16 protein-coding genes and 1 tRNA gene are annotated in these 16,191 nt (G+C 39.7%); 5 read left to right on the top strand and 12 right to left on the bottom strand.

Annotated elements, in window-relative coordinates; all coding sequences use genetic code 11:
- Window positions 1-73: 73 nt before the first annotated feature.
- Window positions 74-502 carry an EVE domain-containing protein gene (locus tag BARBAKC583_RS00310; protein ID WP_005765787.1) on the top strand — a complete coding sequence of 143 codons (429 nt, stop codon included), beginning with the start codon at window positions 74-76 and terminating at the stop codon, window positions 500-502.
- On the opposite strand, the gene BARBAKC583_RS00305 is transcribed toward BARBAKC583_RS00310, so the two are convergent.
- A complete protein-coding gene (locus BARBAKC583_RS00305; protein ID WP_414945798.1) occupies window positions 499-993 on the bottom strand; it encodes a L,D-transpeptidase family protein in 495 nt (164 codons plus the stop codon). The two genes, BARBAKC583_RS00310 and BARBAKC583_RS00305, sit on opposite strands and share 4 nt — an antisense overlap.
- Window positions 994-1,137: 144 nt before the next feature.
- Here BARBAKC583_RS00305 and BARBAKC583_RS00300 point away from each other — a divergent pair, with 144 nt between their 5' ends.
- Window positions 1,138-1,824, top strand: coding sequence for a response regulator transcription factor (locus BARBAKC583_RS00300; RefSeq protein ID WP_005765783.1), 687 nt, complete (start codon window positions 1,138-1,140; stop codon window positions 1,822-1,824).
- 141 nt (window positions 1,825-1,965) lie between these two features.
- On the opposite strand, the gene BARBAKC583_RS00295 is transcribed toward BARBAKC583_RS00300, so the two are convergent.
- The 5 genes from BARBAKC583_RS00295 to argH form a co-directional block, all read right to left on the bottom strand.
- Window positions 1,966-2,700: a class I SAM-dependent methyltransferase gene (locus BARBAKC583_RS00295; RefSeq protein ID WP_005765781.1), complete on the bottom strand. Its 735-nt coding sequence runs from the start codon at window positions 2,698-2,700 to the stop codon at window positions 1,966-1,968.
- 281 nt (window positions 2,701-2,981) lie between these two features.
- The gene (locus BARBAKC583_RS00290) at window positions 2,982-5,399 is read right to left on the bottom strand and encodes a TIGR02302 family protein (RefSeq protein WP_005765779.1); all 2,418 of its coding nucleotides are present in this window, start codon (window positions 5,397-5,399) and stop codon (window positions 2,982-2,984) included.
- Between the two features lie 114 nt (window positions 5,400-5,513).
- Entirely contained in the window at window positions 5,514-6,788 is a 1,275-nt protein-coding gene (gene lysA / locus BARBAKC583_RS00285; RefSeq protein ID WP_005765777.1) for a diaminopimelate decarboxylase, read from the bottom strand.
- An 8-nt stretch (window positions 6,789-6,796) separates the two neighbouring features.
- A complete protein-coding gene (locus tag BARBAKC583_RS00280) occupies window positions 6,797-6,976 on the bottom strand; it encodes a lipoprotein (RefSeq protein WP_005765774.1) in 180 nt (59 codons plus the stop codon).
- Between the two features lie 58 nt (window positions 6,977-7,034).
- Window positions 7,035-8,435 carry an argininosuccinate lyase gene (argH, locus tag BARBAKC583_RS00275; RefSeq protein WP_005765773.1) on the bottom strand — a complete coding sequence of 467 codons (1,401 nt, stop codon included), beginning with the start codon at window positions 8,433-8,435 and terminating at the stop codon, window positions 7,035-7,037.
- Between the two features lie 33 nt (window positions 8,436-8,468).
- Here argH and BARBAKC583_RS00270 point away from each other — a divergent pair, with 33 nt between their 5' ends.
- The gene (locus tag BARBAKC583_RS00270) at window positions 8,469-9,167 is read left to right on the top strand and encodes a TlpA disulfide reductase family protein (protein WP_005765771.1); all 699 of its coding nucleotides are present in this window, start codon (window positions 8,469-8,471) and stop codon (window positions 9,165-9,167) included.
- A gap of 1 nt (window position 9,168) precedes the next feature.
- On the opposite strand, the gene BARBAKC583_RS00265 is transcribed toward BARBAKC583_RS00270, so the two are convergent.
- The 6 genes from BARBAKC583_RS00265 to BARBAKC583_RS00240 all read right to left on the bottom strand — a co-directional run bounded on the left by BARBAKC583_RS00265 (window position 9,169) and on the right by BARBAKC583_RS00240 (window position 14,438).
- The gene (locus BARBAKC583_RS00265) at window positions 9,169-9,666 is read right to left on the bottom strand and encodes a YaiI/YqxD family protein (protein ID WP_005765769.1); all 498 of its coding nucleotides are present in this window, start codon (window positions 9,664-9,666) and stop codon (window positions 9,169-9,171) included.
- Window positions 9,667-9,684: 18 nt separating this feature from the next.
- On the bottom strand, window positions 9,685-10,542 hold the full coding sequence (locus BARBAKC583_RS00260; RefSeq protein ID WP_005765768.1) for a YihY/virulence factor BrkB family protein: 858 nt from the start codon (window positions 10,540-10,542) through the stop codon (window positions 9,685-9,687).
- 135 nt (window positions 10,543-10,677) lie between these two features.
- The gene (holA, locus tag BARBAKC583_RS00255) at window positions 10,678-11,721 is read right to left on the bottom strand and encodes a DNA polymerase III subunit delta (RefSeq protein ID WP_005765766.1); all 1,044 of its coding nucleotides are present in this window, start codon (window positions 11,719-11,721) and stop codon (window positions 10,678-10,680) included.
- Window positions 11,722-11,724: 3 nt separating this feature from the next.
- Entirely contained in the window at window positions 11,725-12,519 is a 795-nt protein-coding gene (locus tag BARBAKC583_RS00250) for an ABC transporter ATP-binding protein (protein ID WP_005765764.1), read from the bottom strand.
- A complete protein-coding gene (locus tag BARBAKC583_RS00245; RefSeq protein WP_005765763.1) occupies window positions 12,516-13,409 on the bottom strand; it encodes an ABC transporter permease in 894 nt (297 codons plus the stop codon). Before BARBAKC583_RS00245 ends, BARBAKC583_RS00250 begins: the two co-directional genes overlap by 4 nt.
- A 51-nt stretch (window positions 13,410-13,460) precedes the next feature.
- Window positions 13,461-14,438: an ABC transporter substrate-binding protein gene (locus tag BARBAKC583_RS00240; protein ID WP_035453345.1), complete on the bottom strand. Its 978-nt coding sequence runs from the start codon at window positions 14,436-14,438 to the stop codon at window positions 13,461-13,463.
- Window positions 14,439-14,625: 187 nt separating this feature from the next.
- On the opposite strand from BARBAKC583_RS00240, the gene BARBAKC583_RS00235 reads away from it, so the two are divergent.
- Both BARBAKC583_RS00235 and BARBAKC583_RS00225 read left to right on the top strand, forming a co-directional pair.
- A tRNA-Gly gene (locus BARBAKC583_RS00235) sits at window positions 14,626-14,700 on the top strand.
- A 670-nt stretch (window positions 14,701-15,370) separates the two neighbouring features.
- Complete coding sequence (locus BARBAKC583_RS00225) at window positions 15,371-16,177, top strand: lysophospholipid acyltransferase family protein (RefSeq protein ID WP_005765757.1); 807 nt, start codon at window positions 15,371-15,373, stop codon at window positions 16,175-16,177.
- Window positions 16,178-16,191: the final 14 nt, after the last annotated feature.

The raw sequence follows: 16,191 nt of genomic DNA, 5'->3' as shown, positions 1-16,191 counted from the left end.
ATGCATATAAAAACTATTAGAGCATTCATAAAAAATCTGAAACCGCATCAAACTTTATGAAAAGGAGCTTTTCGTGGCTTATTGGCTTTTTAAATCCGAACCCGATAAATGGTCATGGACCATGCAAAAGAAAAAAGGCCTTGATGGAGAACAATGGGATGGCGTGCGCAACTATCAAGCCCGCAACAACATGCGCGCCATGAAATATGGTGATAAGGGGTTTTTTTATCATTCCAATAAAGGGTTAGAGATTGTTGGCATTGTAGAAATTTGTGCTGAAACGCACCCTGATTCAACAACATCTGATCCACGCTGGGAATGTGTGGATATTCGGGCTATTTGTGATATGCCAAACCCTGTTTCACTAAAACAGATCAAAGCCAATCCAAAATTAAACACGATGACACTGGTTAAAGCTATGCGATTATCAGTACAACCCGTTACAGAAGAGGAATGGAAAGAAATTTGTGCTATGGGTGGTCTTCAACCAGAAATGCTTTAAGCTAAAACCGCAATTTTTGTTCGCTGACTTATATAGGGCAGCAACCGCTCCATATCACGGCGGGAAAGCGCAATACACCCTTCTGTCGGCTGATAATTATCCCGCGCTAAATGCATAAAAATAGCACTTCCTTTTGCCATTTTTCGTTCTGTAATATTCCAATCGAGAATAAGACCAATTGCATAAAGATTATCCTCACGCTGCATTTTTTCAGCACTTTTAGAATAAGGAAGGCGGACGAAACGGTTATAATTGGCGTCCCCACTTGCATTACACCAGCCATCATGGGCTCGAATACGGCGAAAAGATAAAGCTGAACGCGGTAAAGACCGATAAAAATTACCTCGAAATCCTCTTAAACAGCGCATCTTCGCTAAAGGTGTCGCTCCATCGCCCTCATGTTTAAAAGCAGAAACACCAGAGCGTCCTAGAGCGCAAAATAAACGATGCTGACCTATACAAAGGATACCCTGTGTATGCCTGCCTGCCATGCGCACTTGCCGACGAACGGTTATAAGAGTCACACAAGTCTTCTTTTTTACAGTTTCCTTTTTAATTCTACTTGCATGAAATCTCATTTTTCGTGAAACTACTTTCAAAATCATAATCCAAACATGCTTTTATAAGGAAAAAAAATGAGCGACTATAACCTTTTAATCATTGAGGAGGATGATAATCTACGTCACATTTTGGTGGAACAATTGCAAATATATAAGGAATTTGAAATCCTGCAAGCCAAAACAGCTGAAGCAGGAATCACTGTAGCTCAAGAAAAAAGAATTAATCTTATCATTATTGATGCTGAATTTTCTGACCTTGATGACCGTACAACTGTCACCAAGCTCCGTCAACAAGGGTTTCGTGCTCCTATTATCATGATCACTCGTGATGACACCAATTGTGATAGTCTGTTAAATCTTGAAGTGGGCATTAATGATTATGTAACAAAACCCTTCCGCTTCGCTGTATTATTAGCGCGCATCCGTGCTCAACTGCGCCAATATGAACACAATGAAGATGCAGTTTTTCATATTGGGCCCTATAATTTTAAACCTGGGCAAAAACTCCTCATTGATCAGCAGAATAATCACATTCGTCTTACAGAAAAAGAAGCTGCAATTCTTAAATATCTCTATTGCACAAGAAAAAACCAAGTTATCAGCCGCGAAACCTTGTTAGAACAGATTTGGGGCTATAATGAGCAGATTGTTACCCATACATTAGAAACACATATTTATCGTCTGCGAAAAAAAATAGAAAAAGATCCTGCGAATGCACAAATCCTCATCACAGATCAAAATGGGTATCGCCTTAACCTTTAGGGAATATTGTTTTAATCTTTAGAAAGAGCATTACCTGAACTGTTAAAGGGAGCACCATCTTAATTTTATTTTTTACACGCATGGCTCAACACATAAGTCCTGATCATCTCAACTCTCTTTTCCTGCAATACAAGGAGAAGACTAAGATGGTGTACATTTTTCACGAGCTTGTGGTGATAAAACAGGAATGAACACACGTCGTGATTGGCGGCGCTGCACAAATAGACCTTGATAAACACGTTTCTGGACCTGGCACATTAACAATCCACCAAAATAAGGAAACAGGTAGCGCGCCAGAGGTTCATAGAAAAGTGAAAATAACCGCGAAACACGCCCAGAAAAAGGCATATAATGCACAATTTCTTGCACAGACCTGACAATAAAATTTGTTTCTTCAAATAAACGAACAATTTGTTGTCGACTATAGGGTTGGCCATAGCCAAAAGGCGTGCGATCATTGCGTGCCCATAATCCACAACGATTAGGAACAATAACAATCAAATGACCATTAGGAGCCAAAACACGCCATATTTCATTGAGTGTTTCCCGTGCATTTTCGCTATATTCCAGGGCATGAATCAATAAAATACAATCCACTGAAGCATCAGGAAGAGGCAAATCTTCTTCAAAAACGAGCGCTGTCGCAACCTTATCCGCACAAGGCCAGGGTGTCACACCTTGATTAGCTGGCATGAAAGCAAAACACTGTTGTGCACGTGCATGCAATGCAGCAAGATAAGGCAAAGAATAACCAAAACCCAAGACGCGTTTATCATCAAGATTTGGCCATTTTATATTAAGTTGCTCACACAGCGTCGTTTGCACCCGCGTACCGAGTGGAGAAGCATAAAAATCTCTCAGTGTGATTATATCCAACGTAATGTACCGTGTAGAAAAAAATTTTAAATAGTGCAGATCTTCGTAGATCTAGTTTATGGAGATTTCACCTTTTCTCTGCAAGAATAGATACCCTTCATACTTTATAAATCCAAATGATGAAATCATCTCAACAATGTTGTCATGACTTTAATAGCTTCATTATTATTCCCCTTTGCGTCTTCTCTTCCAATAAAACTTCTCCTACGAGCATTTCCTATCTGCTTCTTATGAGAAAATGCACTTTTTCCAAAAAAGATATTATAAGAAAAGCGCCCTCGTTAGTGAAAATGCAACAACCTTTCAAGATAATTCTTTTCTTCTTCAGAGAGATGGTCCTTGTTGAGACGCCTGCGAATTTCTTCCAGAATTTGCCGTGCCTGCGCCTTATCACCCTCCTGAGACATAGTCTTACCGTTTTGCCCCTGATCACTGTCTGAAGATAAGGGACGTCCTAATGGATCTTGAGACTCAGCAGCATTTTGCATATCTTCAGATTGTTTCAACGCTTCACGCATTTTTTGTAAAATATTTTGTGCACCTTGTCGCAAAGATTCTAAGACATCTGATTGATTTTTTACAGATGTCTCGTGGTTTCCATGACCAAGGGCAGCTTTTGCAGAATTCATTTTCTCTTCTGCCTCTTTCAACACACCACCCTTTTCAAAACCTTGCTCTGACAATTCCTTTTCTAACACCGATAATTCAGACTGTAATTGAGCTTGACGTTCTACCAAAGCTTCACTCTGCTCTTGTGTAACAGTTTCCCCACGTCGTTTTTCTGTTTCTAAACGATGTGTATCATTGAGAATTTCCTGCTGACGGCGCATCACATCACCAAGTTTATCAATCGTCTTTTTCATCTTTGTTGTTTGCGTATTCTTTTGCTCTTGATCCCGATTGCTTTTTTGAACGCGCAAATGATCAAGTGTTTGTTCAATTTCATCTAAAAGCTGTTCAGCAGAAGAAGAAGACCCTATTTGAGCCATTTGCTCAATCGAATCGAGCTTTTTGTGCAGACTATCTTCAGAAAGGTTCGCCTTATTATTAGAGTCACTATTTTCTGGTGCTTTTTCAGCCAAAGCACGGATATAATCATGCATAGCCTGGCGTAAATCAGCCATAAGGCGTTCAATTTCTGCTCCTGAAGCACCACGGCGCAATGCATCGCGCAGAGCCGTTTGTGCTTGTTTTAGTCTTTGCTGAGCAGACTCTGACTGATCACCCTCAATCGCTATGGCAATCTGCCACAAATAATGAACCACATCACGTAATTCATCTTCTGTTTGTGCCATCGACAGCCTTGTCCACGCACTCTGTAATGCAAGAATATTGATTGAATTTTGTATACCATTTTCTGGACGAACAAGCAAAGCAGCAAGCATATCGAGTACACGCTCACGCGCAGCAGCATTAAGAGCTAATAAACGGCGTTGTTCATTGACCGCACGAGCAACAGGGTTAGCAAAAACACGCTGCGGTAATGTCATAACAAAGGTTTTGCTACGCCCCTTTTGGCCAGCACCATCTTCTACCACTAAAGTGATCTTAACTTCCGTGCCTGCCCATGGATGGCTCGATAAATCTTGCACCATCCGCATTTTTCCCTTTCCACCACGTGCTAAAAGAAGCTTTATTTGAGGAGCTTGGTAAAGAGGAACTGCGTTTTTATCAAAATCAACAAGAGACTCTATAGCAGCAAAAGCATTTGTAACGCCATAATCATCATCCATTTCATACTGCAACTCCAATGCCCCAGCTGAAATCCGCTCTGGTTTTTCAAGCCAACGGATTGTTGGTATTTGGTCTTTCATCATGTCCAAATGCCATTGTTGTTGTTGATAACGTGATGAAAAGAATAAATTTATGGAACGTTCTAACCGTGTTTCAAAACGAACAATGGAATCATTCAAAGCTGTCTTTTCTCTTTTTTGAGAAAGCAAAACTTTACGCCCATCCTCTTCAGATACTGCCTTTACTTTAACACCAGATCCATCAACAACACGGACAACCACCTCACTCCCTTCAGGAATAGAAAAATTTGTCATCTCACTTCGTGTTAAGTAAATGGGGGCAACACCCGTATAAGAAGGTGGTGTAACCCAAGCATCAACCCGCATTGATGATTCATTGACCATAGAGCGTAAATCAAATGCGTCCTGCAAGCGCCCTCCTAATGAACCAAAAGAGAAACTGAAAGCACACACACAAAGTAGAACAAACACAAACCTCAAAGCCATAGGATCATGGTTAGCACTATTGGGGTAAGCAAATCCGCTTCGCACATAGCGCAAATCTTCTGCCATGCGGCGTTGATGTTCACGCCAAATAACCGCGCTAAAATCTTTATCATCTTCAGAACATAAACGATCCGTTTGAACGCTTAAGGGTTGATTTTTTAGGCCACTTTTCTGCTCAATATGACGATCAACCTCTTTCGCTGTAGGAAAGCGAAAGCCCGCAAGCAAAAATAGACTGCCCACAGCAACAAACAATATAAGACTAAGAAAAAATAAATGCCACCCATAAGGTAGAACATTAAAAATGCCAAACCAACTCAGCGAGCATAAAAAGCTCAAAGCCAAAAAAAACGGCAAAAGGCGCGGCCAGATTCGTTCAAAACATAAGATACACCAGGCTAAAAAGCGCACCCCCCAAAGCCTTATCATGACGCATCTTTTGATGTTTTCATCACTCATAGACGAACACTTATCCTTTTTGATAACTATGCGTTAACATCATAAGACTCATACACAATAATTCCTATCAAACAAATTATTGCGTTAAAGTTTAATGGAAATAAGAATAAATATTTAAAAATTCTCAATCCAATCTGGAATATGATCTAATCCCATTAATTGCTCATAATCAAGACGCGGCCGAATAACATCATAACGCGTATTCTGCACCAAAATTTCAGGCACTAACAGTCGGCTATTATAAGTACTTGCCATCACTGCACCATAAGCCCCTGCTCCTGTAATCGCTAAAAGATCACCGGCAGCAACCATCGGTAATGAGCGATTTAACCCTAAATAATCACCCGTTTCACACACTGGGCCGACAATATCTGCCATGATCAAGGGAGCATCTTCCGGTGCTTTTTTGACGGGCACGACTGTCTGCCAAGCATCATAAAGTGTTGGGCGAAGAAAATCATTCATGGCGCCATCCACAACAACAAAATTTCGCCCTTCTCCTCTTTTTAAATATATGACAGATGTTACCAACACACCAGCATGACCAGCAATACTGCGCCCAGGTTCTAAAATAATATTAATCCCTAAAGGAGCAATATGTTTCCTCACCAACGCCGCGTAATCAGCAGGAGAGGGAACCATATTTTGTTCAGGATGATAAGAAATGCCAAGCCCACCCCCAATGTCTATATGGGTGATCGCATAGCCCTCACGCCATAAATGACGGACAAAATCGGCAGCAATCAGAAACGCGTCTTCAAACGGTTTTAAATCACAAATCTGACTGCCGATATGCATATCCATCCCACGGACTTGTAAACCCGGCAATTGCGCTGCTTTTTTATAGGCACTACACGCTAATGACAACGGAATACCAAATTTATTATCAAACCTGCCAGTTGTAATTTTCTTATGGGTCTTAGCATCTACATCAGGATTAATGCGCAATGAAATGCGCGCCGTCTTTGACAAAGCAACAGCACGTGCTGATAATTGTTCAAGTTCTGGTTCTGATTCAACGTTAAAACAAAAAATATCTTGAGAAAGAGCGAAATCTATCTCTCTCACTGTTTTTCCGACACCAGAATAAACAATGCGCTGAGGTGTAATCCCAACAGCAAGCGCACGCCGCAATTCACCCTCTGACACGACATCAGCTCCTGCTCCCTTTGCGGCTAAAATCCGCAAAACAGCTTGATTGGAATTAGCCTTCACCGCATAAGCAATGAGACTCGGCATATCGTGGAATGCCTCTTGATATTCTTTAAAATGTGCAACCAATGCACCAGAAGAATAACAATAAAAGGGTGTTCCCACATCCTTTGCGAGGGTAGAAAGCGAGAGACCTTCAGCGTGTAGCTCACCCTGATGATAAGAAAAAAAATTCATAAAAACCCCTATTTTATCAATCGATCGAGAATGAAAGCTTTATCGGCTTTATTTTTAGAAACAAATTCCTCTTGCGAAGACTCCATCACACTTGCAGGAGGTCTCTCGAGAGCACCTTTACGCCCACATCCAATAAAAATGATGGGACAAAAAAGAGTAATGATTACAGTCCTTACAAATGTTTTCATACGCCCTTTTCTCTCATCTTGATAGCTTACTTCCGTTATTGGGTTGAAAATAAAATCCTTAGGCAGTTACAAGATGCTGTTTCCAATAAGCAACTTGGCGAAGCACTTCTGAAGGCGCTGTTCCCCCAAAACTGTTGCGACTTTCAACAGATTTTTCAATGGTCAAAACATCAAAAACAGCTGCGTTTATATCTGGATGGAGGGTTTGAAACTCATCTAATGACAACTCATCAAGACTGCATTTCTTCTGTTCTGCCAAAGCCACAGCGCGCCCTGTAATATGGTGAGCTTCACGAAAAGGAAGCCCTAATTCACGCACACACCAATCCGCTAAATCAGTAGCAATAGCATAACCAGAACCAGCGGCTTGTTTCATAGCTTCTTTATTGACTTCAAGATCGCTGATAATCCCCATCATTGCGGCTAGCGATAATTCCAAATTCAAAACCCCATCAAACACATATTCTTTATCTTCTTGCATATCTTTTGAGTAGGCAAGAGGTAACCCTTTCATTACCGTTAAAAGCCCCATCAATGCAGCATTTAACCGCCCTGCCTTAGCCCGCACAAGCTCCGCAGCATCGGGATTTCTTTTTTGTGGCATAATGGATGAACCCGTTGAAAAAGCATCCGATAAACGAATAAAATGAAATTGCGCGCTCGACCATAGAATAATTTCTTCTGCTAAACGCGAAAGATGCATAGCACAAAGAGCACCAGCACTTAAAAATTCTAGCGCAAAATCACGATCAGACACACTGTCAATCGAATTGCGTGTTGGTTCACGAAAACCCAAAGCTTGTGCTGTCATAAAACGATCAATCGGAAAACCCGTTCCTGCCAAGGCAGCAGCCCCCAAAGGCGATTCATTCATGCGCTCAATGGCATCACGCATCCGCGATAAATCTCGACCAAACATTTCAACATAAGCCATCATATAATGGCCAAATGTAACGGGCTGTGCAGTTTGTAAATGGGTAAAACCCGGCATCAATGTATCTGCGTGCTGTTCTGCCCGCATAAGCAATTGCTCCATCAAATCCTTTAAAGCTTGCGCTATTTTTTGTGCTGCTTCACGCACCCACAATCGAAAATCAACAGCAACTTGATCATTGCGTGAACGCGCGGTATGCAAACGCCCTGCCACAGGGCCAATTAATTCGCTAAGCCGTGCTTCAATATTCATATGAATATCTTCAAGCTTTCGTGAAAAGGTAAAGGAGCCTGTTTCAATTTCTTGACGAATAAGTTGCAAACCATGAACAATTTTTTCATAATCAGAATGTGAAATAATCTTCGTTTGCGCTAACATTGCTGCGTGAGACAATGAACCTTCAATATCTTGCCGATAAAGTTTTTGGTCAAAATCAATAGAAGCGTTAATTTCTTCCATAATTGCAGCAGGACCTGCTGCAAAACGACCACCCCACATTTGATTGCTTAACTTATCACCCGTCATAGCCTGCAAGTACTCTCTAAAAGGACAAAAATTATGATTTCTCAAATTTTTATCAGCCGAAAAAATAAGAATAAAAAAATGCAATTCTTTATTGCGTCCTTTATCATTGCCTTAAGTTTATACACAACAATAAACCACAATAGCACGAGAGGTACTTTTGTTGCCAATTTTATTTCAAAGGCCAAAGCACAAGAAATAAACTCCAACACAACACACATGAAAGAAATAGCAGCAATCAAAAAAGCTGCTCAAGGCTTTTTTAGTCATATCCGATTCGCCGATAAGCTCTATGATATGAACCAGCTTTCTTTTAAGGATATTCAGGGAAAAGACCATAAACTTCTTGAATTTAACGGAAAACCAATACTCATCAATCTGTGGGCCATTTGGTGCACACCATGCCGCATGGAAATGCCAGAATTAGCACAATTAAAACATGATATGGGGGGAGACAATTTTGATGTTATCGCGATTAATGTTGATACAACAGCGTCTCCTGAAAAAATTCAAAAATTTTTACACGAAATCCAGGCAGATCATTTGGTTTATTATCGCGACAAAACAATGAATATTTTTCGTAACATCCGCAAACAAGGGCTCGCTATGGGACTTCCGGTCACACTCTTGATCGATAAAAAGGGCCGTCTCATTGCTTCCCTAAATGGCTCTGCGCCATGGGCCAATGACGATGCGAAAGCACTGATAAAAGCTGTTATTGAAGAAATAAAATAATTTAATACCCGCGCCTTTTTAAGCGCTGTATTGCTAAATCCAAAGCGGATAAAAAAGTGGAACGGTCTTTGCGACAAAAAGGACGGGGTCCACCCGTCACACAGCCTTGTTCGCGCAAATCCTCCATCAAATTACGCATAGCCAAAGCTTGACCAATTGAGCTGATATCAAAAACACGTCCTGTCGGCGAAAGGCAAACTCCACCCCTTTGCACAACTCGCGCTGCCAAAAGAATATCATTCGTGATAACAATACTGGCCTGATGGACATGATCAACAATCCAATTGTCTGCACAATCAGGCCCTTGAGACACAATAACCCTTTCAAGAAGGGCTTCATTTGGAAGAGATAAAAAATGGTTTGCTACAATAAATGTCTTGAGCTGATAACGATTCATCACACGGTAAATTTCAGACTTTACAGGACAAGCATCAGCATCAACCAACAAAATGATAGCAGGTTTTGTTTGTGTATCTTGCTCTTGATTTTTAATTAACACAACACTCTCTTGCTTCTTTTATTCATTGGGGTGTTGCAAACGATCCCGATACAACATAATGGCCGCGTTGATTTCACCTCCCAAAATAAAAATTGCACTCAGCATATATAAAAAAATAATAGCAACCATGATAGAAGCTAATCCCGCATAGGTCGAAACATAATTAAGCATTGTTAAATTTAAATAATGTGCAAAAGCCATCGACGCCAAAAACCAAGCAAACATTGTCACCACAATTCCTGGCAAAATATCGATTAATTTCCGCTTTCCTGCAGGCAACCATTTATGAACAATAAGAAGACTTATCAATGAAATAACTATCGCGATCGTGTAACGCCACAGACGAATAACACCAACATATTCAGTAATGAAGGGAGAATGTTGTTGCATCATTTTAACCAGGACAGGCGCCAATACCAATGAAAAGCTAATAACAACAAGACCAATCGCTCCAATGATGACAAAAAACAAACTTTGAAAACGGCAAAAAATAAAACTACGATAATCTACAACACGGTAAGCTTTATTTAAGGCTGTCCGCAAGGCTTCTATCCCATTAGAGGCAAAATAAGCGGCTCCAAAAACAGAAAGTGTTAAGACATCCCTGCGCTGAATAGTTAAAACATTGATGATTTCCTTCATCAAAGGTTTTGTAATTGCATCTGGCAATAACTGGACAAGTGCTGCAATTTTTTGTGGTGTATAGGTAAAAGCTCCAATAAAACCAGCAAAAAATGTTCCAAAGATAAAAAAAGGGAAAAATGCCAAAAGTCCTGAAAGCGCAACATGGCTTGCAAAAGCACTGCCATCACCACGCCAATAATGGCTAATGGCATTGATAAGAATATGATAACATAACGATATATTCCTGATCAAATTTCTATACTTTCCAATGATATTTTTTTTGAATTTATCTGAACTTTATCAAAAAATCACTGCTTCAATTATTGGTTAAAACATCAACTTTTGCAATGATCAAAAAAAATCCTGCACAAACATAGCCAAAAACTTTCAAGATGACATTTGGCGTCTTATCATAAAGACCAGTTCCAATAAAACTCTATGAATGATTGCTTCACCCAAAAGTGGATTTTTACGACTTTCTAAAAGAGCACACTGAATTTTTTCCATAGCATAAGAAATTTTTTCCAGTGTCCAATATTTCAAAGCTTTTTCAACTGTCTTTTTCCGCTGAAAAAAAATCGGTGGTCGCGCTTGAGACATAACGGCAAAAGCCGTTTTCTGTTCAATTTCCACTTGATAACGCAAAATTTGCAACTGTTGAAAATGCCTTTGCGCTGTACTTAAAACCAAAAAAGGTGTGTTGTGCATAGCTACATATCGGCTAAAATGAACTTCAAACTCTTTACCATCCCCCAATAAAATAGCATCAATCACTTCATCAGAAGAAAAAGCGCTCACATCGCTCACCACAGCTTTGACATCCTCAAGAGTAATATGGCGCTTCTCTGAAGCATAAAGGCATAGCTTTTCTAATTCACGGCGCGAAACAAGATGATCTCCCCCCAGACTTTCATACAAACCTTTCCGTGCTTCCAAAGAAAGAGTCATCTTGAAGCTTTCTAAAACTTCATCAATTAACGTATCCAGAGAACGAACATCATCTGCATAACAAGGCAAAGCCATTGCAACCGATGCCGTTTCAACAATATTGCGCAGCCCTATTCCTTTTTTCAAATCTCCTGCTTCAATTAAAATGAAACTTTTTTCCGGAGGTTCTGCAATTAAAAGCTTAAGAGCTTCAAGAAAATTTTTTTGGTTAGCACCATTTGACACCCATACCAAACGGTCGCTACCAAAAAGCGATAAAGTGCGTGCTTCATCTCCTAATCGCGCAGGATCTTTATCAATTTCAGCAGCATCAAGGCGAACTGTTGCAAAAGGATCATCTGTGGCTATTTGTGTGAGTTTGATAAAACGCTGTACACGTTCACAAACAAGACCGCGATCAGGACCGTAAATTAAAACAATAGGAAAAGAACGCGAAAAATGCGTTAGAAAATGGTCAACTTCATGCGCTTTCTTTTGGGCCAAAGATTACTCCATTAAGAGTTTATCATCATCAAGAACAGTCCCACGAACTTTTTGAAACATACCCATCACATCACTCATTTTTAAACCTTTACGCTCTTCTTGATGAATGTCTAAAACGACTTCTCCTCCGTGCAACATCAGTGTGCGGTCCCCATAATCAAGAGCCTGACGGATAGAATGCGTTATCATAATAGTGGTTAATTGATTCTCTTCAACAATCTTTTTGGTCAAACCCATAACAAAATCAGCCATTCCTGGATCTAATGCTGAAGTATGTTCGTCGAGCAATAAAACATCCGCATGAGCTAAAGTAGCCATGATAAGACAGACGGCTTGCCGCTGCCCACCTGACAAACTATCCATACGGTTATGCAGATAGTCTTCAAGGCCAAGTCCTAATTGGGCAATTTTCTCGCGGAAAAATTGTCGTTTTTCACGTCTTAACGCTGAATAAAAACCTCGATGCCTTCCCCGCAGAGCGGCAAGAGCTAAATTTTCTTCAATAGTCAAAGAACCACAACTTCCCATCAATGAATCTTGGAAAACACAAGCAACCCTACCAGCCCGTTCACGAATTGATTGACAAGAAACATCGTGTCCATTGATCATCATTTGCCCTTCTGTAGGAAGAAGTGCTCCTGATACAACACTCAGCAAAGTCGATTTACCAGCACCATTTGAACCAATAACTGTGACAAAACTCCCCTGATTAATTTTGAGGTTAATATCAATTAAAGCGCGTTTTTCTAGAGGTGTTTTCGGTTTAAAAACAACCCCAACATGAGAAAGTTCAATCATGTTGATGCCCTCCCCAAATAACGCGGTACAATCAGAGCCAACATAACCAATAATGCTGTAATAAGCTGAAGATCTGTCGACGTATCAATGCCTATACCGCTTGCTTCAAAGGCAAATTGCACAGCAACACGGTAAAAAACAGATCCCATAATACAACTGACCATAATCCAAAAAATATTGCGTGTGCGGAATAAAGTTTCACCGATAATGACTGCGGCTAAACCAAAAACAATAGTTCCAACGCCCCCTGTAATATCCGTAGCAATTGCTGTTTGGATATACAAAGCTCCCCCAAAAGCAACGCACGCATTTGCAAGCCCCATACCCAAATAAATCAATGCCGCGGTATGGATCCCTTGTGCTTTAGCCATGCATGGGTTCACCCCTGTTGCCCGCATAGCAAGACCAACTTCACTGGTTAAAAAACGCCAAATTAAAAAGGTCACGATGAGTAAAACACACCCAACAAAAAGAGGACGGATAAAAAGATCGGGCAAACCAAACAAACCGTAAAAAGGTGTCAAAGCTGTATCTGCAAGCGCTAAATTAATGTTAGCTCCTCCCATAATCCCCATAATACGAAGATTAATCGTATAAAGCGCTGACATCGTTAAAATTGAGGCTAAAAGATTTAAAATACCAAACTGCACATTTAACAAAGCCGTTAATAAACCAGCAACCATACCTGCACCAAAAGCGCACAACATAGCAACCCACGCATTAACACCTAAAAGAATTAAAACGCCACAAACACACGAACCAAGAAGAAACGAACCATCAACCGTTAAATCAGGAAAGTCTAAAACTCGAAACGACAGATAAACCCCAATAGCAACAAAGGCGTAAATAAGACCTAATTCTACAGCTCCCCAAAAAGCAAATATATTCATTCAGATATCATCTCCCCAATCTCATCTCCATGAGAGCTTAGTTATAGAAATCTATTCCTCAACTTCTGTAATGCGTTCAAGAACTGTCTGTGGTAAGACAATACCAAGTTTTTCAATGATCTTTCTATCAACTTGAATATTCTTGTTATCTGCTTGTACAACATCAAGATCGCCTGGTTTTTCGCCATTTAAAATACGCAAAACCAATTTTCCGGTATCAACCCCTACACTATAATAACTAACGCCTTGCGTTATAAAAGGCCCACGCCCAATAGAATTAGAATCTAAAGTAAACAAAGGTATTTTGGTTTCAAGGGCAATTTTTGTTGCGCCTTCTAAAACAGCAATAATCGTATTGTCAGTGGGAACAAAAATAACATCTACCTTATTAATCAAAGCTCGCGTTGCCGCTTGAACATCAGAAGATTTTGGTGCTGATGAACTAATAACCTCAATTCCCATTTTATTTGCTAACTCTTTCAACACCTTAAGTGTAGAGACAGAATTAGCCTCAGATGCATTATAGAGGTAACCTAATTTTTTTAAATTTGGTTTTATTTCTCTTAAAAGTTTAAGATTCTCTGCAACATCTGCGCGATCAGAAACCCCTGTTACATTGCCACCAGGCTTTACAAGTGAAGACACTAATTTTGCTTCAACAGGGTCAGAAATTGCAGAAAAAACAATGGGAATTTCTTTTGTTGCTGCCAATATTGTCTGCGCTGAAGGGGTGCTAATTGCAACAATAACATCAGGTTTATCACCAGCAAATTTCCGTGCAATTTGTGTTGCCGTAGAAATGTTACCTTGCGCCGATAAAAAGGTCAGTTCTAAATTGTCACCATTTTTATAACCATTTTCTTCCAGTACATCTTCCACCCCTTTGCGCACTTTATCCAAAGCAGGATGTGAAACAATTTGCGTAATAGCGATTTTAACTCGCTGAGCTGCCTGAGCTTCTTGTGCAAAACTACCCCCTGTAAAAACAGCCACCATAGCAATGCATAGACTTAATACTTTTTTCACGATTACCATCTCTCCCCTCACAATATATAACAATAGGAGCGATAATCTATTAAAGAGCACTTGTGAAATCAATCTTTATTTTTTTTACGTTGCACAAATAAATCACCATAAAATGTTATTTTTTTGTTGCAATTCAGAGCAGCCTACGCCATACAGAGACCGTTTGAAGCATCTGCTTTAAATTCTGTGAGCGGGTGTAGCTCAGGGGTAGAGCACAACCTTGCCAAGGTTGGGGTCGTGGGTTCGAATCCCATCGCCCGCTCCATTTTTACTATTTTGGTTTTATTTAATTTTAAGTGATTTTGAAAAATCTTGTTTAATTTTTGAATTTCTCTTGCAAGAAATCGCTTTTTTATTTACTGCCCCGTCATGCGCAAAAATAATTAGCTGAGCCTTTGTCTTTTCTTTATTTACAAAATATTCAAAAAAACAAAATCCCTCACCCAAAAAGAGCGCTTTAACCATAAAAAATCTAAAGCTTTGTCCCAAAAAGTCCTACAATCACAACCAAATAGTGCACACCATATCAACGATTTATCGCTATGACATGAAAATTTGCAAAGATCACAATGCTCTCGAAACCATAACTAAAGTCTGTGCTAAAAAAACTATACCCAGGTTCAAAATTATGCTAAGATTAAAAAATATAAATGCCCTTCACGCATTCTGATAAGAAAGTGCTCCGATCAATTTTTTACACAGCTACCATGATAAAAAACTCTTAAAATGTAGATTATCATTGCGAAAAATTCTTTAAAATATTTTAGATTTAAACCCACCCAGAGCCAAGAATAATAAAATTTATCTTTGCTAATTTTAATATCCCCAACCTCTTTTCTTGCATTTTAAAATACATTAAAAGGTTGATGAAATATTTTTTCGTGCAAACTGAATCATACACAAAATCTCTTTGCAAATACGAAATAGGGGAAAATATGGTGCTCGTCCTTCGTTCTCTTCTTTTTACATTCTTTTTCTATATCGCAACCTTTGTACAAATGATTCTTTATGCACCTTTTTACTTTTTAACACCGCGTAAAAAAGCACAGATTTTTCTTAAAACATGGGCCCGTATCACGTTGTTTTTACAAAAACACATTGCCGGTACAACTTATGAAATTGAGGGGTTAGAGAATCTACCAAACGGTGCCTATATTGTTGCCCCAAACCACCAGTCTGCATGGGAGACTGTTAGTCTTTTCCTCTATTTTGATGACCCCGTTTTCATTCTAAAACGCGAATTGATGTGGCTACCCATTTTAGGCTGGTATATTGCGAAAATGCAGATGATTCCGATCAACCGGACAACACCCATCAAAGCTCTTAAAATTGTCATAAACAACGCAAAACAAAAAGCAAAACAAGGGCGTCAAATCATCATCTTTCCTGAAGGAACACGTCAACAACCTGGTCAAAAACCAGATTATAAATCGGGCATTCTTGCCCTCTACAATGAATTAGGGCTTCAAGTTATTCCCATTGCTCACAATGCTGGTTTATATTGGCCGCGCAATAATTTTCGCCGCTATCCAGGAACAATTCGCGTCCGTATTCTTCCCCCCATTGAAACTGGCTTAAGGAAACATGATTTCTTAAAAAAATTGACTCAAAAAACAGAAAAAGCCTGTGATGAACTGCTCTTATTAGCAGCTCAAGATCATACTCCTCCCCCTATGCCATCCTCTGCTGTTAAAAAACTGCAAACTCTCGGACATACTTGGAAAGGCTCTGTATGTGATTAAACATTTATCCTCAT

Source organism: Bartonella bacilliformis KC583 (genome assembly GCF_000015445.1).
Classification (GTDB): domain Bacteria; phylum Pseudomonadota; class Alphaproteobacteria; order Rhizobiales; family Rhizobiaceae; genus Bartonella; species Bartonella bacilliformis.
The sequence above is the reverse complement of the archived record's forward strand: the minus strand, read 5'-3'. Positions and strand labels throughout refer to the sequence as shown.